18 protein-coding genes and 1 riboswitch are annotated in these 22096 nt (G+C 38.7%); of the genes, 3 read left to right on the plus strand and 15 right to left on the minus strand.

Going from position 1 to position 22096, the window contains the following annotated elements; all coding sequences use genetic code 11:
• Positions 1-275: 275 nt before the first annotated feature.
• Positions 276-689, plus strand: a complete 414-nt coding sequence (locus GY23_RS14895) for a YslB family protein (protein WP_075620000.1) — start codon at positions 276-278, stop codon at positions 687-689.
• 164 nt (positions 690-853) lie between these two features.
• On the opposite strand, the gene GY23_RS14900 is transcribed toward GY23_RS14895, so the two are convergent.
• The 14 genes from GY23_RS14900 to zapA form a co-directional block, all read right to left on the minus strand.
• Positions 854-1225, minus strand: coding sequence for a DnaJ family domain-containing protein (locus GY23_RS14900; RefSeq protein WP_075620001.1), 372 nt, complete (start codon positions 1223-1225; stop codon positions 854-856).
• A gap of 53 nt (positions 1226-1278) precedes the next feature.
• Complete coding sequence (locus GY23_RS14905; protein WP_075620002.1) at positions 1279-2502, minus strand: aspartate kinase; 1224 nt, start codon at positions 2500-2502, stop codon at positions 1279-1281.
• A 104-nt stretch (positions 2503-2606) separates the two neighbouring features.
• Positions 2607-2788, minus strand: a riboswitch (Lysine riboswitch).
• Between the two features lie 94 nt (positions 2789-2882).
• Positions 2883-4673 carry an excinuclease ABC subunit UvrC gene (uvrC, locus tag GY23_RS14910; RefSeq protein ID WP_075620003.1) on the minus strand — a complete coding sequence of 597 codons (1791 nt, stop codon included), beginning with the start codon at positions 4671-4673 and terminating at the stop codon, positions 2883-2885.
• Positions 4674-4751: 78 nt separating this feature from the next.
• Positions 4752-5066 (minus strand): thioredoxin, encoded by a 315-nt coding sequence (gene trxA / locus GY23_RS14915; RefSeq protein WP_075620004.1) that lies wholly within the window; start codon positions 5064-5066, stop codon positions 4752-4754.
• A gap of 661 nt (positions 5067-5727) precedes the next feature.
• Complete coding sequence (locus tag GY23_RS14920; protein WP_075620005.1) at positions 5728-6702, minus strand: electron transfer flavoprotein subunit alpha/FixB family protein; 975 nt, start codon at positions 6700-6702, stop codon at positions 5728-5730.
• 37 nt (positions 6703-6739) lie between these two features.
• On the minus strand, positions 6740-7513 hold the full coding sequence (locus GY23_RS14925) for an electron transfer flavoprotein subunit beta/FixA family protein (protein WP_075620006.1): 774 nt from the start codon (positions 7511-7513) through the stop codon (positions 6740-6742).
• Between the two features lie 25 nt (positions 7514-7538).
• On the minus strand, positions 7539-8312 hold the full coding sequence (locus GY23_RS14930; RefSeq protein ID WP_075620007.1) for an enoyl-CoA hydratase: 774 nt from the start codon (positions 8310-8312) through the stop codon (positions 7539-7541).
• A gap of 18 nt (positions 8313-8330) precedes the next feature.
• On the minus strand, positions 8331-8912 hold the full coding sequence (locus GY23_RS14935; protein WP_075620154.1) for a fatty acid metabolism transcriptional regulator FadR: 582 nt from the start codon (positions 8910-8912) through the stop codon (positions 8331-8333).
• Positions 8913-9001: 89 nt separating this feature from the next.
• Positions 9002-10699 (minus strand): AMP-binding protein, encoded by a 1698-nt coding sequence (locus tag GY23_RS14940; protein WP_075620008.1) that lies wholly within the window; start codon positions 10697-10699, stop codon positions 9002-9004.
• A gap of 324 nt (positions 10700-11023) precedes the next feature.
• Positions 11024-11437, minus strand: coding sequence for a DUF350 domain-containing protein (locus GY23_RS14945; RefSeq protein WP_075620009.1), 414 nt, complete (start codon positions 11435-11437; stop codon positions 11024-11026).
• A gap of 58 nt (positions 11438-11495) precedes the next feature.
• Positions 11496-13862 carry an endonuclease MutS2 gene (locus GY23_RS14950; RefSeq protein WP_075620010.1) on the minus strand — a complete coding sequence of 789 codons (2367 nt, stop codon included), beginning with the start codon at positions 13860-13862 and terminating at the stop codon, positions 11496-11498.
• 66 nt (positions 13863-13928) lie between these two features.
• Entirely contained in the window at positions 13929-15632 is a 1704-nt protein-coding gene (gene polX, locus GY23_RS14955) for a DNA polymerase/3'-5' exonuclease PolX (RefSeq protein WP_075620011.1), read from the minus strand.
• Between the two features lie 50 nt (positions 15633-15682).
• Positions 15683-16222: a CvpA family protein gene (locus GY23_RS14960; RefSeq protein WP_075620012.1), complete on the minus strand. Its 540-nt coding sequence runs from the start codon at positions 16220-16222 to the stop codon at positions 15683-15685.
• A 4-nt stretch (positions 16223-16226) separates the two neighbouring features.
• Positions 16227-16487, minus strand: coding sequence for a cell division protein ZapA (zapA, locus tag GY23_RS14965; protein ID WP_075620013.1), 261 nt, complete (start codon positions 16485-16487; stop codon positions 16227-16229).
• Positions 16488-16576: 89 nt separating this feature from the next.
• Between zapA and rnhC the strand changes: the two genes are divergently transcribed.
• Both rnhC and nagZ read left to right on the plus strand, forming a co-directional pair.
• On the plus strand, positions 16577-17515 hold the full coding sequence (gene rnhC / locus GY23_RS14970) for a ribonuclease HIII (RefSeq protein ID WP_075620014.1): 939 nt from the start codon (positions 16577-16579) through the stop codon (positions 17513-17515).
• Between the two features lie 210 nt (positions 17516-17725).
• On the plus strand, positions 17726-19429 hold the full coding sequence (nagZ, locus tag GY23_RS14975; protein WP_075620015.1) for a beta-N-acetylhexosaminidase: 1704 nt from the start codon (positions 17726-17728) through the stop codon (positions 19427-19429).
• A gap of 255 nt (positions 19430-19684) precedes the next feature.
• Here nagZ and pheT read toward each other — a convergent pair whose 3' ends face one another.
• Positions 19685-22096, minus strand: a complete 2412-nt coding sequence (gene pheT / locus GY23_RS14980) for a phenylalanine--tRNA ligase subunit beta (RefSeq protein WP_075620016.1) — start codon at positions 22094-22096, stop codon at positions 19685-19687.

A 22096-nucleotide genomic window follows, 5' to 3' on the forward strand; every position in this document is an offset into this window, starting at 1 on the left:
GAATGTTACCCCCTTTTAATACTGAAAATAGGCAGGCAAGGACATACTTTCGTTTTACAACGAAAGCAATATTGACTGCATATCTCATCATGGTACAATATTATGACATGTCTATTGTACTCTCATCATTAGGGAGCGTCAAGGCAAGCTAGCCTACTAGAATCGACAAAAAATGCAGGTATTTCCTCGTATTTACAAACTTTTTCTATCTTGTTTAGAATTCTAGTTATATTCTTAAAAGTATTACGTGAAATAAGTTAGAAAGCGGGATTCAAATGACAACAACAGATATTAAGACGGTACCAAATTTTGGATACGAGTTAATTCGGGATCATGTTCTTTCTAACATTTTAGGTAAACATGAAGATGATATTCTATATTGGGCAGGAAAAGATCTCGCACGGAAATTCCCCATGTTCACAATGGATGAGGCCACTTCATTTTTCCAAGAAGCTGGATGGGGGATATTAACACTCGAACGTCTTAACAAAGATGAAGCGTTTTACGTTTTATCAGGAGAAAACGATTCACTTCAAATTACCAAACGTTGTTTCCGATTAGAAGCAGGTTTCATAGCACAGCAACAACAAAAACTAAGTGGATATTTGACTGAATGCTTTGAAGAAAAATCCATAAAAACGAATAATGTTCAATTTCATGTAAAATGGGATTTGAAAGAAAAGATTTAGAAATTCATAATTTAGCTTAAAATGCGAGTATTTGTCGGGCATTTCTGCTTTAGAGAAGTCGAGTCACTTTTTTCAGACATCAACTTCAGAAAGTGCGATTAATTTTAAACCTAAGAAAATAAAAGCTGGAGACACATTAAATACATAAAGTGTCTCCAGCTTTTTTAATCCCATTTAAACTTATCTTCAATTTGTGTTTGGTATTGTTTAAATGCAGTGCTGTTAGTTTGAATCCCTTTTCTTGATAATATCTGATTCATTTGAGTCAGTTTAAAGTTATATTGCTTCTCGAGCTCTGTTTTTTCTTCGGAAGTGGCTTTTTTTATTTGTTGCTGTAAATCGCCCATTTGTTCTTTCACGAATTGGACTTCTTCATCATGTCCTGAATTTTTCAGAATTCGCATTGCCATTCGAATATCATCTGGATAGTGAGCAAATTCATCAGGCGGCAACGGTTTCCCTGCCCCTTTTAAATTATCAAAATCTCCATCACGTTGTGCTTTTTTGATTAAGTCTTCAACGATATGCCAATTCATTTCACTCACTGCCCCTCATGATAATGATAGATTTATTTTATCATGAATCGAATCTATACTCGAATGCTAGCTAAATTAAATTCATCATGCAGCGCATTTGTTGCTTTCATCATATCGCTCTCAGGTATAACAACTGATACTTTAATTTCTGATGTACTAACCATCTTCACCGGGATTCCTTCCTTGCGAAGACGATCAAACATTTGAGCAGCAACACCTGGATTAGAAACCATGCCAGAACCAACAATCGAAACTTTTGATAATCCAACTTCAAAATTAGAGGATTGGTAGCCAAGTTCGTCTTTATTGCTTTCCAACACTTGGATGGTCTCGGCAAAATCCACTTTTTTAATGGAGAAAGAAACACTTGGTTGTGTCCCATCCATTATGCTTTGTACAATAATATCTACGTTTACATGGTGTTTTGCAAGCGTTGTGAAAATTTTAGCTAATGAGCCGTTAAATGGTACTTTATATCCGATCGTCAGACGGACAATTTCAGGTTCAAATGCGACACCGCGCACGACTAGGTTTTTTTCCATTGTTGGTTCCTCCAATAATACGGTGCCTGGTTCCTCAGTTAAACTCGAACGAACACTAAGTGGCATTCCAAAATTTTTAGCAAACTCAACAGCCCGTGGATGCAACACACCCGCTCCTAAATTCGCCAATTCCAACATTTCGTCGTAAGACAATTCTTGAAGTTTACGAGCTCCCTCCACAAATCGAGGGTCTGATGTATACACACCATCAACATCAGTATAAATATCGCATTGATCCGCATGTAATGAAGCTCCGATCGCCACGGCTGTTGTATCCGATCCACCACGACCAAGAGTTGTAATTTCACCGGCAGCATCTACGCCTTGGAATCCAGCGACAACGACCACTTTCCCCTCTTTTAATGCTTGTTCCATTCTTGAAGTATCAATAAATTCAATACGTGCATTACGGTGAACAGACTCCGTTTCAATTCTAGCTTGCCATCCTGTAAAAGACACAGCTTCTTGTCCCATATGTATTAATGCCATTGTAAGAAGGGCAATTGTCACTTGTTCACCCGTTGACAACAACATATCCATTTCACGTTTTGACGGCTCAGCCGACAAATCTTCGGCAAGGCGAACCAGTTCGTCGGTTGTTTTCCCCATAGCAGAGACAACTACAACAATTTCGTGACCTTTTGCAGTTTCTCCCATAATACGTTTGGCAACATTGCGAATGCGTTCGGTGCTGCCTACCGATGTCCCACCAAATTTCATGACGATACGACTCATTGTAAACTCTCCCTTTATGATCCAAAGAAGCTAATAAAAAAACAGCTTATCCACGAAATCCGTGAAAAGCTGTCTCCAAGCATGTCCGTTCCAAAGAAGCGTCCATGTGAGATAGCCCTCCAGAATCGATTAGATTCTGACAATCCTGCATTTTTTCAATGCAAAACCAGCGCGACATTAGAAACAGTCAATGTCGAACTTCGGCGAATTTCCCTTTTACATTCTGTCGTCGGATCTGTTCATCCTCCAGAATGATACTCATGATTTTCGCGCCTCTATCACCACTTATTAAGTAAGTGTCCAAACAGCGCATGAAATACGCGCTCATTTGTCCACTCATTTTAGTGATTCAATTTCAGTGAGTTTACAATACCATATTCTCACTCTTTTGACAAAGATTCATTTTTAAAATAAGCTGCCATCGTTTCAGCAATTTGCAAAGGAAGTCCTGATTGTTTTAAATCTTCGACGGTAGCTTCTTTAATTCGTTTAACAGAACCGAAGTGTTTTAACAACATTTTTTTCCGCTTTGGTCCCACACCTTCAAAACCATCTAAAGCTGAAGCAACGGTTTGTTTCCCACGTTGTTGTCGATGGAACGTAATGGCAAATCGATGCACTTCGTCTTGAATTCTTTGAAGTAAATAAAACCCTTCACTTGTCCGTTTAAGCGGGATGATTTGTGGCGGATCACCGTATAACAAGGATGATGTTTGGTGTTTTGCATCCTTGGCAAGTCCCGCAATCGGAATGGATAATCCCAGTTCATCTTCAATGATTTCTCTAGCAATCTCCATCTGGCCTTTCCCGCCATCTATCACGATTAAATCTGGTAAAGGCAATCCATCTTTCAACACTCGCGTATACCGTCTGCGAACTACTTCTCGCATGGCACCGTAATCATCATGCCGAGCAGCCGTTTTTGTTTTGTATTTACGGTAATCTTTTCGATTTGGTTTGCCATCAATAAACGACACCATTGCAGACACAGCATCTGCACCATAAATATGGGAGTTATCAAATGCTTCGATTCTTAATGGTGGCGCGATGTTCATCGCTTCACCGAGCTCCTCGACTGCCCCGATTGTTCGTTGTTCTTGACGATTAATTAGTTGAAACTTTTCGTTAATGGCAATTTCAGCATTTTTAGTCGCTAAATCGATCATTTCTTTCTTTTTGCCTCGACTTGGTGACGCTACATTTACTTCGAGTAACTGCTTCGCTAATTCTAAATCTGCCGAATGCGGCAATAAGATTTCTTTTGGTTTGATATGATGTGGTTGATCATAAAATTGACCTAAAAAAGTGAAAAACTCATCTTCAGGATCTTGATATAACGGGAAAAGTGAAACATCACGTTCAATCAGCTTGCCTTGACGAACAAAGAAGACTTGCACACACATCCACCCTTTATCAACGGCGTAGCCAAAAACATCACGATTGGTAAAATCGGTCGTTGCCATTTTTTGCTTTTCCATGACGGTTTCAATATGTGTAATTTGATCTCGATACTCTTTCGCTCGCTCAAATTCCAAGTTTTCCGCAGCTGATGACATTTTTTCGGTCAGGCTTTGTTTTACCTGTTGGTAACCACCATTTAAAAACTTGGTGATTTCATCAATGATTTCGCTATAGGTAGCTTGTTCAATTGGTTTAACACAAGGAGCTAAACATTGCCCTAAATGAAAATATAGACATACACGATCCGGTAACGTCGAACATTTGCGCAGTGGATATAAACGATCTAAAAGCTTTTTCGTCTCACTTGCAGCGAAGGCATTCGGATAAGGTCCAAAATATTTCCCTTTATCTTTTTTCACAATTCGTGTCGTAATCAGTTTCGGATGTTTCTCTCCAGTAATCTTAAGATATGGATATGTCTTATCATCTTTAAGCATGATGTTGTATTTGGGGTCATGCTTTTTAATTAGTGTTAATTCTAAAATTAATGCTTCGATATTTGAAGACGTAACGATGTATTCAAAGTCCTCGATTTCATTGACAAGGCGTTGTGTTTTTCCATCATGACTGCCCGTGAAGTATGAGCGTACACGATTTTTCAACACTTTGGCTTTCCCAACATAAATAATCGTCCCTTGCCTGTCCTTCATCAAATAAACGCCAGGTTGGTCCGGTAATATCGCGCATTTTTGTTGTATTAAATCATTCATATTTATCATCACCTGTTGAAAAAACCGGGCGCCCTAGGGTACCCGGTTTTTTTAATATTGTCCCAATTGAATGGAAGCTTATGCGTGTTTGTTAATTAATTCAACTAATGCTTCTTTCGGATTATAGCCTACTACTTTATCAACTTGTTGACCATCTTTGAAAAGTAACAAAGTTGGAATTGACATAATACCGAAGTTGCTAGCAGTTTCTTGGTTTTCATCTACATCAACTTTAACGATTTTAACTTTACCGCTCATATCAGCGTCTAGTTCTTCTAATACTGGAGCGATCATTTTACATGGTCCACACCAAGGTGCCCAAAAATCGACTAATACTAAGCCGTCTGTAGTTTCGCTTGAAAAGTTTTGATCTGTTCCGTGTACAATTGCCATAAAAAATCCTCCTTTAAATACAAACTCTAAACGTAGTATAGCATGGTGAAAATAGCGGTGCGACTATTTTGCTCAACAAAAAAAGTTTATCAAATTAAGCATGATCCATCCTTTGATACCCGTTTTTATCCAAATCAACAGCCTCTTTATATAGAATATCAAAGCTATACCGTTGCTTATCGTACATTTGCACTGGCCGCACGTTCCACATGAGCCCACAAGTATGAAAACACATACTTGTTGGTCTCATTCTTCACACTCTTGCGGCTTGCTCCTGCGCAAGCTCGTCGCACAAAAGCTGGGATAGGTGCAAATGCACTCTTTCACTTTATACAAAACATCAGCCTTCTAGCTAACAACACCTTTATTATTAGAAATAGCATTTTTCACTTTGTCTCAGAACTAGCGTAGGCACCATTCGAGTGGTAGCCAGAGCGAGAAGACGGGCAGTGATCTTCTGCCTGGCTTCTCGCGGGAGGCATCCACAAAGCGTCAAGCGGGAATTATAGGGAATACTTAGTTCAGTCTTGGATGATGAACTTTTTCAGTGTCCTCTATAGAACAAGAAAAATTTTGAACACTGGGTTCGGGATAATCTCGAATTTTTTAATTTCAAAAAACAAAGCCCCGCAAGTTTTCACTTTACGGAGCTTAATTGTAGTTAGTTTGCTTTAAGTTTCTTGAATTCTTCAGTCAACATCGGAATGACTTCAAACAAATCACCAACGATGCCGTAATCTGCCACTTTGAAAATGTTTGCTTCAGGATCTTTATTGATCGCAACGATAATTTTCGAGTTCGACATACCTGCTAAATGTTGGATTGCACCAGAAATACCAGCAGCAATATAAAGGTCAGGTGTTACCACTTTCCCAGTTTGTCCGATTTGAAGAGAATAATCACAGTAATCAGCGTCACACGCACCACGAGAGGCACCAACAGCACCATTTAGAACTTTCGCTAATTCTTTTAATGGCTCAAAGCCTTCTTCACTCTTCACGCCACGACCACCAGCAATGACAACTTTCGCTTCAGATAGATCTACACCTTCAGATGATTTACGGACAACTTCTTTAATGATTGTACGAAGGTTCGTAATGTCTACAGAGATAGATGAAACATCTCCAGAACGACTTGCATCATGAGCTAAAGGCTCAATGTTGTTAGGACGTACAGTCACAAACACAATACCATCTTTGACTTTCACTTTCTCAAACGCTTTACCAGAGAAGATTGGACGAATAAATACTGCTCCATCCCCTTCACCTTCAATCCCAGTTACATCAGAGACTAGTCCTGATTTTAGCTTACTTGCTACTTTAGGTGACAAGTCTTTTCCTAATGCTGTGTGTCCGAAGACAACCGCATCTGGCTTTTCACTTTCAACTACTGCCATAAATGCTTGGCTGAAGCCGTCAGATGTATATGATTTTAAATGAGGATGCTCAACAGTTACCACACGGTCTGCACCGTAATGGATCATTTCAGCTCCAAGGGATTGTATAGATTCTCCTAGAAGAACCGCTACAATTTCTCCACCGACTGAAATTTTCTTTGCAGCTCCAATCGCTTCAAAAGATACATTACGTAATGCACCTTCACGTACTTCACCTAATACGATTACTTTTTTTGTCATGATGTGTTTCCCTCCAATTACAAATCTTCAGTTTCGATTAAATGACTTTTGCTTCTGTACGAAGTAATTGTACTAATTCTTGTACTTGGTTTGAAAGATCGCCTTGTAATACACGACCCGCTTCTTTTTTAGGAGGCAAATAAATTTCAAGTGTCTCCGTTTTTGCTACTACATCATCTTCATCGATATCTAAATCGTCTAACTCGACTTCTTCAAGCGGTTTCTTTTTCGCTTTCATGATTCCAGGTAAAGACGGATAACGCGGTTCATTTAATCCTTGTTGAGCTGTAACTAAAAGTGGTAATGACGTTTCAATCATTTCGGAATCGCCTTCCACATCGCGAACGATGTTGACTTGAGAACCATTGATTTCTAATTTAGTGATTGTTGTTACATAATTAATTTCTAATAAGTCAGCAACACGTGGTCCAACTTGTCCAGATCCACCGTCGATTGCTACATTACCCGCTAAAATTAAGTCTGGATTTTTATCTTTTAAGTAGTCTGCCAATAATTGTGCAGCTGTAAATTGGTCCAATTCATCCAGGTCATCTTCAATGTTAATTAATACTGCTTTATCCGCTCCCATTGCGAGAGCTGTACGAAGTTGCTTTTCAGCATCTTCTCCACCCATTGTCAATACAGTCACTTCGCCACCATGTGCGTCGCGTACTTGGATTGCTTCTTCAATCGCGTATTCATCATAAGGGTTTATGATAAATTCAGCACCGTCTTCTTGAATTTTGCCACCAGAAACGACAATTTTTTCTTCCGTATCAAATGTACGTTTTATCAACACATAAATATTCATGTTGCAGACCTCCCAGTACTTGTGATTATTTTCCTTTGAAAGTTGGTTCTCGTTTTTCAATGAAAGCAGAAATTCCTTCTTGGGCATCTTCTGAAACGAAAACGGTTCCAAAAGATAATGCTTCAGCCTTCACGCCTTCTTCATAAGCAGCAGTTTTTACAAATTGTAGCATCTCAATTGCAGCTTTCATGGCAACTGGACTCTTCTTAGCAATCTTAGTTGCTAGTTCCATAGTTTTAGCTAACAATTCATCTTCCGTGTAGGCACGGTTTGCTAAGCCCCATTGAACTGCCTCAACTCCGCTGATTGGTTCGCTTGTGAGCAACATTTCTGCTGCTTTAGGCATACCAACCAATCGAGGTAAGCGTTGTGTCCCCGCAAAACCTGGAATCAAACCTAACTGTAATTCTGGCAACCCTAGTTTAGCATTTTCAGAGACAGTCCGAATATGACAACTCATTGCGAGTTCAAGTCCTCCACCAAGTGCAGCACCATGTATGGAAGCAATCACGGGTTTAGAGAATCTTTCCACTCGTTCAAAGATTTCTTGTCCGCTTGCAGCCAACTCAGAAAATTCTTCACCAGTTTTAATTTTCGTAAATTCTTTTATATCTGCACCTGCTGAGAAAAATCGTCCTTCTCCGTGTAACACAATGACACGAACGCTCTCATCATGTTCAACAGCACTCAATAATTCATTGACTTCGAGAATAAGTGCGCGTGATAATGCATTTGCTGGTGGTCGATTAATCGATACTTTCGCAACATGGTCTTCCACAGTCCAACTTAAAAACTCCATACACGTCCATCCCTTCACTTATGCTTTCATCCCACTTAGTAGTAATTTATGAACTTTCGGTGCCAATTGCAGCAAATCATACTTTTGTTCATTCATGACCCAAGTAGTAATCGTTTCATCAATTGTACCAAAAACCATATGTCTAGCAAGACGTATATCTAAATATTCATCGAATTCGCCATTTTCTAATCCTTCTAACAATATATCATCTAGTAAAGTAAGGTACTCTTTTAACACTCCATTGATTCTTAAGCGGATTTCTTTGTTTGATTGTCTTAATTCTAATTGAGTTACAATGGCTAAATGATGATCTGTGGCTAATACTCGGAAATGATTTTCCACCATTTTAAGTAATTTATCAGATGTGGAAATTTCATCATTAATAATTTCTTTTAAATTCTCAACAAATAGACCCATTTTTTCTTCAAAGACGGAAATTAAAATATCTTCTTTATTTTTAAAATAAAGATAGATGGTTCCGTCAGCGACGCCTGCTTGTTTTGCGATCTTAGCAACTTGAGCCTGGTGATACCCGTTTTCAGCAATCACCACAACCGCCGCGTCAATTATTTGTTTATACTTCGGCTTGTCTCGTTTAATAGATATCACCACCAAAAAAGATAAATTTATGAATGAGTATTCATTCATAAATTTATCTTAGACTTCAGCTCTTATATTGTCAAGTTATGTTACGAAGTGGCAATGGCTTCTTTATTCTTTTCTTTTTCTTCTTCTATTAATGTACGACGAAGAATTTTACCTACTGCTGTTTTAGGTAACTCTTTTTTAAACTCATAGAATCTAGGCACTTTAAATGCTGCCAGATGTTCTCTACAGAAAGTATTTAAATCTTCTTCTGATACATTTTCGCCTTCTTTTAAAACAATATACGCTTTTACTGTTTCGCCACGATAAGGATCAGGAATACCCGCAACTACGCACTCTTGAATTGCAGGATGTTCATAAAGTACTTCTTCAATTTCACGAGGATATATATTAAATCCGCCTGCGATAATCATATCTTTCTTGCGATCTACCACAAAGAAATAACCCTTTTCATTCATATAACCTAAATCGCCAGTTAATAACCAGCCATCACGTAGTGTATTTTCAGTTTCATCAGGTCGGTTCCAATACCCTTTCATAATTTGTGGACCACGAACACAAATCTCGCCAATTTCACCTGCTGGTAATGGTTCAGTTGAATCAACTTGAAAAATGGCTGCATCGGTATCAGGCCAAGGAACACCAACTGATCCTTTGACACGATTTTTAGCCCAAACAAAGTTGGCATGGGTCACTGGTGATGACTCCGTTAGACCATAGCCTTCTACTAATTTACCACCTGTTATTCTTTCAAATTTTTCTTGTACTTCAATAGGTAACGGTGCAGAGCCGCTTAAACATGCAGTTATGGATGATAAATCATATTTTGCTATGTCAGGATGATTCAATAACCCAATATAGATTGTTGGAGCACCCGGGAATAAAGTCGGCTTTTGTTTATCGATGGTTTTCAAAGCTGTTTCGGCGTCAAACTTAGGCAATAAGACCATCCGATTTCCAAGCATAACTGACAATATAAGAACAGTTGTCATCCCATATACATGGAAGAATGGAAGAATTCCTAAAATCGTGCCTTCACCTTTTTTACTTTGATACAACCACGCATCACACATGGACGCGTTCGCAATTAAGTTTTTATGTGACAACATGACGCCTTTCGGAAATCCTGTCGTCCCACCTGTATATTGTAAAATGGCTACGTCTTCTTCAAAGTCAAAAGGAACATCTATTTTTTCAGCTTTCCCGATTTTCAATACTTCCGTGAACAAATGATTTGTTCCACTGTGTTCAACTTTGACTGAGAACCCATATTGTTTCTTTTGGATAAACGGATAAACTAAATTTTTCGGGAAAGGCAGATAATCCTTGATACCAGTAATGATGACATTTTCCAAGCTCGTTTCTTTCACTACCTTTGAAATGCGGGGATATAAAATATCAAGAGACAAAATGGCTTTGGCACCAGAGTCCTTCATTTGGTAAGCAATTTCACGTTCCGTATATAGCGGATTGGTTTGAACTACAATGCCCCCTGCATATAAGATCCCGTAGTAACCAATCACATTTTGAGGGCAGTTTGGCAACATGATCGCTACCCGATCTCCTGTCTGAATGCCAAGAGAACGTAAATAATTAGCAAACTTTAATGAAGATTCATAGAGTTCACGATACGTCATATCCCTCCCCAGAAAATGGATGGCAACTTTTTCTGGGTATTCTTGATTAGCTCGGGTCAAATACTCCTGGACTGGTTTCGATTCATATGAAAGATTATGCGGAATTTCTGGTGGATATTGTGATAACCAAGGTTTTGCTGTCACTTATCTTTCCCCCTTTTTATAATCGTTAGAATATTCTTATTCCTTATTATAGTGAATAATGAATCCGCTTACAATTATTAGAGAAAAAACATGGGACATTTTTCACATCCCATGCATGCTCGTGCTTATAATATAGTGTAGTTAAACGATTCTGGTTATAGAACATTTGATTGCCAGATGTTCCGCTCATGCACTCTTGTATTATATTTAAAACAGCAACTTTAACATAGCCTATTGTAAATATAGATAAACTATGCCGACAACAATAAAACCTACGCAAACAACTAACAAAATTTTTGAAAGCTTTTCCAACGTTATCCGCTCCTAAGAAATACTGGCCCCAATGACATATGACAATCCTACTGAAATCGATAATGAAATAAACCCAACGGAACGATTATCTTTTTCAATTTCTTTATCAATCTTGAATTTCGGTGTTAAAAACTCAAATAAGAAATAGGCGACGATTAGTAAGACAAAACCGAATAAACCCCAGCCAATCATTTCAGGCAAAGAATTATGCTTTTCAATGGAATAACGAAAAACATTTGAAACACCGAAGATTTTCCCTCCAGTTGCCAGTGCTACTGCCACATTCCCTTTTTGAATCTCTTCCCAGTTTTTATATTTTGTAACGATTTCAAATAATACCATCGATATGATCAAGCACAAAACCACGACACTAAAATATCCTGCTGATTGAACTAATGGGGATTCCCAAAAAACCATAGTTAACATATGCTTGCTCCTTCAACGTTTTTACCTTGTACGATTGAAAAGGCATAAGGTTTCAAAATCATTTTAATTCAACCACTGTAACACCGTGACCACCCTCACCGGCTTCTCCAAATCGATAGCTTTTAACACGAGAATGATTCTTTAAAAATTGTTGAATCCCTTGTCTAAGAGCCCCAGTCCCTTTCCCGTGAATAATGGATACTTGATGATAGTTAGATAAGACTGCATCGTCAATGTATTTTTCTGCACGGAGTACGGCATTTTCATAGCGCTCTCCTCGTAAATCTAACTCTAGTTTGACATAGGCATCACCGCGGCCTTTTACATTGGTCATTGCAACCGGTTGTTTTTGCTTCTCCGGTTTCATGTATTCCAGATCAGATTCATGGACTTTCATTTTCAAAATACCGATTTGAACACTCCATTCAGAGTCTGAAACTTTATCTAGTAATGTTCCTTTTTGACCATAACTTAAGACTTTTACTTCATCACCTTTAGTCAAAGTCAATTGGCGTTCATTTACTTGTTTTTGTTTCTTCAACACGGCATTTTCTGGAGTAGCTTTTTCAAGTCTCTTGCGAACATCGATCAACTCATGATCTTTGACGATGTGCTGGACATTCTTTTGCATCTTTTTGAGCTCAGCAATGATGCTTTCCGATTCTCTTTTCGCGTCATCAATTATTTTACGTGCTTTATCTTTTGCTTTTTGTTCGAGTGCCTCTTTTTGTTCATCCAACTTTAGCAGTTGGCTTGATAGGTCTTCGCGGATTCGTTCTGATTCAATGCGTAAAGCACTTGCTTGTTCCGCATCTTTTTCAGATTGTTTGCGACTCACTTCAAGTGAAGCAATCATTGATTCTACTTCGTGACGGTCGGTACCTGTAAATGATTGTGCATACTTAATAATATGTTGTGGCAAACCTAGTCGTCTTGAAATTTCAAAGGCATTACTACGACCAGGAATCCCGATTAATAATTTGTATGTCGGACTTAATGTTTCCACATCAAATTCAACACTGGCATTCGCAACTCCAGGTCGATTATATCCGTATGCTTTCAACTCAGGATAATGGGTTGTCGCCATTACACGAGCCCCTCGACCATGAACTTCATCTAAAATCGAAATTGCAAGTGCAGCACCTTCTTGCGGATCTGTTCCCGCTCCTAATTCATCAAATAATACAAGGCTTCGATCATCAAATTTCGATAAAATGTCAACGATGTTTACCATATGAGAAGAAAATGTACTCAAACTTTGCTCGATTGATTGTTCGTCTCCGATATCCGCAAATACTTGATCGAAAACGGCAATTTCTGAACCGTCCAATACCGGGATTGGGAGTCCTGCTTGTCCCATTAATGTACACAAACCTACTGTTTTTAGTGTAACGGTCTTTCCACCTGTATTGGGCCCGGTAATGACAATGGATGTTATGTCATCGCCAAACTCAATGGTGTTTGCAACAGCTTCTTCCATATTCAATAGGGGATGACGTGCTTTTACCAAACGAATAGTACCATTTTGGTTGACGGTTGGTTTTGTACATTTATTTGCTTGCCCATATTTAGCTTTTGCCAGGATTACATCTATTTCACCTAAAATTTGCACGAGTAAAAATAAATCGTGAGCCACCACTTGCACCTCAAGAGACAATGCAATTAAGATTCGTTCAATTTCTTCTTGTTCTTTCATTTTCAATCGACGAATTTCATTGTTTGCTTGTACAACAGCATCTGGTTCAATAAATAAAGTTTGTCCTGAAGATGATTGATCGTGTACAATCCCACCATAATTTCCACGGTACTCTTGTTTCACCGGGATTACAAAACGATCATTTCGAATTGTGATGATCGAATCAGATAACATTTTCGCTGCGTTTTTTCCACGTGTATAGCTTTCAAGTTTTTCACGAACCCGACTTTCCTGTGCACGTAATTGTTGACGAATACTGCGCAGTTGAGTGCTGGCACTATCTAAGACAGTCCCGTTATCATCAATACATGCAATAATTTCATGCTCGAGTGCGGTTAAGATCGGCAGTGTCTGTTTTCGTTCAATAAAGTATGGAATTTGAATGTCTTCGGATTCTTCTACCGCTTCAAGGAATTGACGTAGAATTCGACTTGCACGTATGGTACTTGCAATTTCCATTAATTCGATTGGACTTAACATCCCGCCAATTTGTGCACGTTTGGCGTGTCCACGCACATCAAAAACGCCACCCATTGGCACATTTCCACGTACACGTAGTAAAGATAACCCTTCATCTGTTTCATCCAACAAACGAACAACTTTCTCGAAATCGATGGATGGTTCGAGTAAATCTAGATGAGATCTTCCCAGTGAAGATGTACAAAAACTTGCGACCTGATCGCGTACTTTATCAAATTCAAGTGTTTTCAATGCACGTTTGGTAATCATCCAAAACACCTCCCATTTCAAGTATTATGAGTTCAAAAGCTATACGGTTTCTGCTTTTTCGACCCATCAATTTTCTAAATAATTTTTCAACTTTTCATAAGACCATGTATTTACGATGAGGTCTTCCTTCAGCCATGCTTTTTGGGCATATTTTACCCCGATATCCATAAAGCGTAATTGGTCGATGCTATGTGCATCTGTATTGATCGCGATAGGCACGTTTAAGTTTTGTGCCTCTATTAAATAGTCCGTTGCTAGATCAAGTCGATACGGGTTTGCATTTAATTCAAGTATTTTCCCATATTCTGCAGCCCATTTGATTAATTGAGATACATCTGGATTATAGCCAACTCGTTGTCCGATAATACGACCCGTGGGATGTGCGATCATATCGACATGTGGATTTTTCATGGCACTGAGTAAACGATCCATAATTTTCTCTTGGGATTGACTGAAGCTTGAATGAATGGACGCAATAACAAAGTCTAATTGTGCCAGTAATTCATCATCAAAGTCTAAAGAACCGTCTGGCAATATATCCATTTCCGTTCCTGCAAGGAGTTGAATAGTAGGATATAACTGCTGAATTTTGCGGATTTCAGAGATTTGCTCACGTAATCGCTCAGCTGAAAGTCCATTTGCAACTCGTAAGTAATGTGAGTGATCCGTTATCGCGATATGTGTGTACCCTTTATCCATACATGCTTGGATCATTTCGCTTAAAGAATGCGCACCATCAGACCAAGTTGTGTGCATATGTAAATCTGACTTAATTGCAGTTCCTTGAATTAGTGTTGTAAGCTCGTCCTGGCGATCAAATTCACGTGAATCCTCACGTACAGTTGGCGGAAAATATGGTAGTCCAAAATGAGCGAAGAACTCTTCTTCAGATTCAAAAGTTTGGTTCGTTCCATCTTCTTGCTCGACTCCGTATTCACTTATCTTCTTACCTTGTGATTTCGCGATCTGACGAAGTTTAACATTATGATCCTTTGACCCAGTAAAATGGTGAAGAGCCGTCGTATAAGCGGCCGGTTCGACTAATCGGAAATCAACATCGATTAGCTCTTCAAAATCAATGGTTACTGAAACTTTTGTGTCGCCTGCTGCAATCGTATCTGTTACAGGTAATCTTTCTAATAATTGTGCTCTAACTTCTTCGACTTTTGTCGTGGCAATAATAAAATCGAGATCTTTACTTGTCTCTTTTATTCGACGAAAACTACCCGCAACAGCAAATTTCTCTATTTGTTCGATTCCACTCAGGATTTCTTCGATTAATCGTACCGCTGTTTCTAGTTGCCATATCGGTAAACGTTCTGGTCTTTCTTCGAATTGTGTCAGCTCTTTCAGAAGCTTTTCTTCCGTTTTTGCCCCAAATCCAGCCAGTCCACGAACTTTCCCATCCAAACATGCTTGCATCAAGGACTCTTTAGAGTCGACTTTTAGCTCTGCATATAATTTCGCTATTTTCTTGCCTCCAAGACCTGGTAGCTTTAATAAAGGTAAAAGACCACTTGGGACAGTTTCCTCTAGCTCTTGAAGTACTGAAGAATTACCGGTTTCAATTAACTCTTCGATCACAGATGCTGTACCTTTTCCAATTCCTTTTAGTTTGGTGACATCATCCATTTCTGCAAGACTTCTGGCATCTAGTTCAAGTGCTTGAGCTGCTTTTCGAAATGCGGATACTTTAAAAGGATTTTCACCCTTTAATTCCATATATAAAGCTATTTTTTCTAACGTTTTAATGATAATTTTTTTGTTCATGAAATATCCCCCAATCTCTAAAAAAACTCCTCTCGGGAAGAGAGAAGTCATTATTCAGTATAGATAAACCACCATTTTTTAACCGTCTCCGACAAAAACGGAGTATTATCAAGCATCGAACCTGCTAAAATTGAGTTTTCCATTAAACTTTGGAAAATTGCAATTGGTAATAATGCCATTACATACATCACTATGAACAACAATATGTAAAATTCAATAAATCCTAAAATAGCACCTGCAATCTTACTGAAAAATCCTAGTATTGGCAAATAAGATAGGAAATCAAACATTGAAGCTACGAGTTGCAAAGCGAATTTAACTGCGAAAAAAATCAGTGCAAATGCGATTAATTGATAAAATGTCTGGTCTAAATCAAGTCGATCGATTGCAAAAGTTAAACTTGTATTCGAACCGACTGTTGGGTATGGAATCCACAACACAAATTTCTCGGCGAGTGGTTTATAATAAGTGTAAGCAACGATGAGTGCGATAATAAATCCGGTCATATGAATCAATTGGACAATAAGGCCTCTTTTGGCTCCTACAATTAAACCCGTTAATAATACTAGTAATAAAATTATATCTAACATTTGTTCAACCCTTTAACCTTTTTATTTCTTCTTCTAGTTGTTCTACTTGTTCTTTTAAATTCACATATTCGTGCATGGTGTTCACTGCAGTTAATACAGCCAACTTCGCACTGTCTAATGAGGGATTGTGCGAATGGATTTCTCGCATTTTATCGTCAACCATAGAGGCAACGAGACGCATATGTCCGCTCGTTTCCGAACCGACCATTTTATATGTTTGTCCATATATATCTACTGAAATACGAGTTTTATGTTGCTCTGACACAGCCTACCCCCCTCATTAAAATCCTATTACGTATCATACCATGAAACTGATACACATGTGAATAAGGAGCCAAAGAAAGGAACGTGTTCATGTCGAACGAAGTAATTCAATTATCTACTACACAATTAAAAAAAGTGATGTCCCATTATGCAAAAAATCGTATAGAGCGAAATGCTCCAGGCGTCGTTTTTGCTGCAAAACTTGCAGATACCTCAATCACCGCATATAAATCCGGAAAAGTTTTGTTTCAAGGTGGCGGTTCAACGCGTGAAGCTTCACTTTGGGGTACTATACAAGGCACCACTGAAAAAAAGGCAAGTTCAACTAAAGGTGACTTATTGCCTGATGGATTTGCTTTTAAATCTGTCCTTGGTTCAGATGAAACAGGCACCGGAGATTTTTTTGGGCCCATGACCGTCGCTGCTTGTTATGTCCCATCCGATAAAATCGAACTCATTCAATTCCTTGGTGTGAAGGACTCAAAAATGTTAACCGATGATCTTATGCGGAAAATTGCTCCCGATTTAAAAACAACACTTTCATACAGCATTTTAATTCTAGGGAATGAAAAATACAATACGGTGCAAGCAAAAGGATGGTCACAGGGAAAAATAAAAGCTTTGTTACATAATCAAGCACTCAAACATGTGTTAAATAAAATTGCCCCATTAAAACCCGACCATATATTAATCGATCAGTTTGCTGAACGTGGCATTTACTACAATCATATCAAATCAGAAAAAGAAATTATTCGTGAAAATGTCTTGTTCTCAACGAAAGCTGAACAACTTCATGTATCAGTTGCTGCCGCTTCCATCCTGGCACGCGTGGCGTTTTTAGAAGAGATGGATAAACTTAGTTTAAAAGCGGGATTAACTATCCCTAAAGGGGCGGGCTCGAAAGTAGATGCAATTGCAGCGAGGATTTTAGTAGATAAAGGGGATGAATTTTTATCATCCATCACTAAAAGGCATTTCGCAAATACCGGAAAAGCCATGGAAATTGCTCGTAAAAATAGAAATAATTAATGCTGCAAATTCCATACTTTATCAAACACCAGCGTCCATCAATTTTATTGACTTGTTCTGGTGTTTTTTGGTGATTCTAATGATGATCTACTGTTTTTTAATAAGAAGATTACGAATTTGATGTAACGCTTTACAAACTAAACTCGTCAATCATATAGATGCTTTTTCACTAGTAATAAGAACACTGTACATGTTATGGAGGTAAATCAAATGTTAAAAAAATTAGGCTTTATCCTTTTAATCATTCTTTTGACTACAATTGTTATTTTGTATTTAGAAGATAAGATGCGCTTAAATGGTGATGAGAACGCCGAAGAACAATCACAGGTCGCTTTTGATATGGAGAAACCCTATAAGGAGGATGAAATTATCGAATCAGATGACCTCATCAAAGAACTTATTTATCTTGCAAACAAAGGGAAAGTACTCGACTCCCCTGTAATTGCGGGCCAAACTGAGTTTGATGAACTCCAGAAAAGTTGGGGACTTTCAAAAGACTCAGCGACTACTACTCAAGGCATTTACGAAAACTACCTCGCCTCACACCATGTGACGGTAGGTCATAAAAACAATCTAATTTTTGACGTACGCTCATATCACCCTCATTTACATAACATCCAGTTAAATGAAATAAAAAACACAATGGGTACCCCAGATGAAACTCGTTCATTTGTAGATCAAACAACGAATCAAATTATCCTGGTTTATCAAATCAACACTACCTATCAACTAAAATGGATTTTGAATCAACCTACCGTTGATCAGCCGAATCCCGAAGTTCACCATATTTCGGTTGTAACTAATGTAATAGAACCACAGCAAACAGTAGCCGCATTACTCGAAGAAATGACGTTAGAAGAAAAAGTTGGTCAAATGATCGTTGCGGGAATTTCTGGTACAACTGCCACAAAAAACACCCGGTCTTTAATTAATGACTATCACGTTGGTGGCATCATATTTTACGCATCAAATATGAAAAATTCAAAACAAACCCTTCAACTACTAAATCAAATAAAAAAGACAAATGAACAAAATAGCTTGCCTCTCTTCCTCGGTATCGATCAGGAAGGTGGTCGAATATCGAGACTCCCAAAAGAGATTACTAAACTACCAACAAATGAAGAAACTGGCAAGATTAATAACCCTTCCTATTCATTTAATCTAGGATCGATTTTAGGGCAAGAATTGAATGCTTTCGGTTTCAATTTGAATTTTGCTCCTGTATTGGATGTCAATAGCAATCCTGACAATCCCATTATCGGCAATCGTTCTTACGGAAATGACCCTGGCATAGTGAGTGAATTAGGAATTCAAACCATGAAAGGACTTCAATCGCAACAAGTCATATCAGTCATCAAACATTTTCCAGGCCATGGGGATACAGCAGTAGACTCCCATTTGAAACTTCCGATTGTTGATAAAAGTCTCAAGGAGTTAAACCAAATGGAATTAATCCCATTTAAACAAGCGATTTCTAATGGCGCTGATATTGTCATGATTGCACATATTTTACTACCGAAACTTGACCCGAAGTTTCCCTCTTCGATGTCAAAACCAATTATCAAAGATGTTTTGAGAAAACAACTTGGTTTTAATGGCGTGGTAATCACTGACGATATGACAATGAAGGCCATCACGGACAACTTTGATATCACAAGCTCTTCCGTCGAATCAATCAAAGCAGGTAGCGACCTTATTTTAGTGGCACATGATTATGCCAAAATTGTTTCCGTTATTAATTCTATTGAACATGCAGTGAAAACTGGAGAACTTAGTGAAGATCGTATTGATGAAAGTGTGGAAAGAATTTTGAACTTGAAAATGAAATATGAACTAACGAATGAAGCAAATGAAAGTTTTTCGGTTGGTGATATAAATCAGAAAATTGAGGATGTATTAAAGAATAGTCAATGATTAATCTATAAGAGAAGGCAGTTTCAATGTTCACATTGTAAATTAGAACCGCCTTCTTTTTTCGTTCGATTCCTACGTGAATGCTCTTTTTTACAACGTGATGTGCATTTTTTACTACGTGAACCTCCATAATTACAACGTGAGTCCTAAAAATTACAACTGAGCCAACGCTCACCTTAATTTCCCATAAAAAAAGAGATAGACGCAAAAGTGACTGGCACTTTTTACGTCTATCTCTTATTTTAAATCACGAAATTAACCTCGTAGCTGAGCATTCCCTTGTTCTTCGAGTGCTTTTAACACTTTCGAATGTGCTTTCACTACTTCTTCGTCTGTTAATGTACGTTCTGGATCTTCATACGTTAGAGAGAATGCGACCGATTTTTGACCTGGTTCCATCTTATCTCCTTCGTATAAATCGAAGATGCGTACATCTTTCAATAACTTGCCACCCGCACTGCGGATAATTTGTTGCAGTGCACCTGCAGCTTGCCCGCGTTCTACGACTAATGCAATATCACGCGTGATTGATGGGAATCGTGGAACTGGTGTATACACTAATGGTTCCAATGAGAATGTCACTAATTTCGCCAAATTAAGTTCCATAACGTATGTTTCTTTTAAGTCACGTTTCTTTTGCTCTGTCGGATGAAGTTGACCAACGAACCCAACAAATTTACCTGCAAGTTTAATCACTGCTGTTCGCCCAGGATGTAGACCATCTACTTGTGCTTGTTCAAATGTAACAAATTGATCTAATCCCAGTTTAGCAACTAAACCTTCTACAATTCCTTTTAAGACGAAGAAATCAACCGTTTTGCGCTCACCTTGCCAGCTATGGTCTAGCCATTTGCCTGTCATCACTGCCGCTACATGCTCTTCTTCATGTGGAAGTCCTTCAGCTGTTTCACCCAAGAATACAGAACCTGTTTCAAATAACGTCACCGAATCAGCTTTACGTGCCACGTTATATGTCGCCGCTTCCAATAAGTGTGGAATCAATGATTGGCGCAGTGTACTGCGTTCTTCGCTCATTGGCATCAATAATTCAGTTACTGGTGCTGATTCCAATGCAAAACTTTGTGCCAGTTCTTTAGAAGTTAATGAGTAGGTAATTGCTTGATGCAAGCCTGCGCTTTCCAAGTAGTTGCGTACAATTCGACGCTGTGCTTGGTAAGGAGTTAAACCGCCTTGTGTTGTTTCCCCTACAGGAAGAGTCATTGGAATTTCATCATAGCCATAAATACGAGCGATTTCTTCCACAATGTCTTCTTCAATTTGAATATCTTGACGACGCGTTGGTGCATTGATATAAAGCAAGCCATTCGCAGCTTCGTAATCAAATTTCAATCGAGTCAAGATTGATGTCATTTCTTCTAGTGGGATTTTCATGCCTAAACGATTGTTAATGAAGTCTGGTGAAACCACAACTTCTTTTTGTGATTTATCCAGTTCATCCACTTTTACGCTGCCATGAAGAACTTCTCCACCCGCAAGTTCCGCGATCAATTGTGCTGCACGTTCTGCTGCAGCTTCTACTCGATTTGGGTCTACCCCTTTTTCAAATCGTGAACTTGCATCACTGCGTAAGTTATGATCTTTTGAAGTCTGACGAACTGATGCAGAATTGAAATAAGCTGATTCAATTACAACCGTCGTAGTGCCTTCATGAACTTCTGAATTAGCCCCACCCATGACACCAGCAATCGCGACTGCTTCTTGCCCATTTGTAATGACTAAATGGTGGGGTTGCAATTCACGTTCTTGATCGTCCAAGGTCGTGATTTTTTCTCCTGCATGTGCCGTACGAACAACAATTTCACCCGTTTGTAAGCGATCATAATCAAAGGCATGAAGCGGTTGACCATATTCCATCAATACATAGTTCGTAACGTCTACTACGTTGTTATGTGGGCGAACGCCCGCTGCCATTAAACGCTGTTGTAACCACAATGGTGATTCACCAATCACAACGTTTTTCACTACTTTTGCAACGTACATTGGATTTGCATCCATGTCTTCTACACGAAGTTTCAAGACATTTTCAGCCACTTCACTTGATGACACATAGTTGACTTCGGGATACTTCATTTCCTCGGAAATAATGGCACCTACTTCGTAGGCCACCCCTAGCATACTCATGGCATCTGAACGGTTTGGCGTCAAACCAAGTTCAAGTACTATATCGTTTAAACCTAATAATTCAAGTGCATCTGCACCAGGTTGGGAATCTTCAGGAAGCACATAGATTCCTTCAGCATAGGCCTTAGGTACAAGTTTTCCTTCAATCGCAAGTTCTTGAAGTGAACAAATCATGCCGTTTGATTCTTCACCACGAAGTTTCGCTTTTTTAATCTTTATGCCACCAGGTAAAACTGCACCTGGACGAGCAACAATTACTTTTTGTCCGGCAGCAACGTTTGGTGCACCACAAATAATTTGTGTCACTTCTTCGCCAACATCTACTTGGCAAATGGCCAATTTGTCTGCTTCAGGATGTTTAACACGTTCAAGGACGTGACCGACAACTACATTTGTCATTCCGTGAGAACGATCGATTACCGCATCGACTTCGATTCCTGAACGAGTAATCATTTCTGCAAGATCAGCCGGAGCTATCCCTTTTGTATCTATATAATCTGCTAACCATTTCGTTGAAACGAGCAT

This window comes from Paenisporosarcina indica (genome assembly GCF_001939075.1).
GTDB lineage: Bacteria > Bacillota > Bacilli > Bacillales_A > Planococcaceae > Paenisporosarcina > Paenisporosarcina indica.

What these genes read in the sequence shown, in the direction of transcription:
- GY23_RS14920 (WP_075620005.1), bottom strand. Translation starts at nt 6,702, where the DNA reads ATGACAAAAAAAGTAATCGTATTAGGTGAAGTACGTGAAGGTGCATTA.
- GY23_RS14905 (WP_075620002.1), bottom strand. Translation starts at nt 2,502, where the DNA reads ATGAGTCGTATCGTCATGAAATTTGGTGGGACATCGGTAGGCAGCACC.
- trxA (WP_075620004.1), bottom strand. Translation starts at nt 5,066, where the DNA reads ATGGCAATTGTACACGGAACAGATCAAAACTTTTCAAGCGAAACTACA.
- uvrC (WP_075620003.1), bottom strand. Translation starts at nt 4,673, where the DNA reads ATGAATGATTTAATACAACAAAAATGCGCGATATTACCGGACCAACCT.
- rnhC (WP_075620014.1), top strand. Translation starts at nt 16,577, where the DNA reads ATGTCGAACGAAGTAATTCAATTATCTACTACACAATTAAAAAAAGTG.
- GY23_RS14960 (WP_075620012.1), bottom strand. Translation starts at nt 16,222, where the DNA reads ATGTTAGATATAATTTTATTACTAGTATTATTAACGGGTTTAATTGTA.
- GY23_RS14945 (WP_075620009.1), bottom strand. Translation starts at nt 11,437, where the DNA reads ATGTTAACTATGGTTTTTTGGGAATCCCCATTAGTTCAATCAGCAGGA.
- nagZ (WP_075620015.1), top strand. Translation starts at nt 17,726, where the DNA reads ATGTTAAAAAAATTAGGCTTTATCCTTTTAATCATTCTTTTGACTACA.
- GY23_RS14895 (WP_075620000.1), top strand. Translation starts at nt 276, where the DNA reads ATGACAACAACAGATATTAAGACGGTACCAAATTTTGGATACGAGTTA.
- GY23_RS14925 (WP_075620006.1), bottom strand. Translation starts at nt 7,513, where the DNA reads ATGAATATTTATGTGTTGATAAAACGTACATTTGATACGGAAGAAAAA.
- polX (WP_075620011.1), bottom strand. Translation starts at nt 15,632, where the DNA reads ATGAACAAAAAAATTATCATTAAAACGTTAGAAAAAATAGCTTTATAT.
- pheT (WP_075620016.1), bottom strand. Translation starts at nt 22,096, where the DNA reads ATGCTCGTTTCAACGAAATGGTTAGCAGATTATATAGATACAAAAGGG.
- GY23_RS14950 (WP_075620010.1), bottom strand. Translation starts at nt 13,862, where the DNA reads ATGATTACCAAACGTGCATTGAAAACACTTGAATTTGATAAAGTACGC.
- GY23_RS14930 (WP_075620007.1), bottom strand. Translation starts at nt 8,312, where the DNA reads ATGGAGTTTTTAAGTTGGACTGTGGAAGACCATGTTGCGAAAGTATCG.
- GY23_RS14900 (WP_075620001.1), bottom strand. Translation starts at nt 1,225, where the DNA reads ATGAATTGGCATATCGTTGAAGACTTAATCAAAAAAGCACAACGTGAT.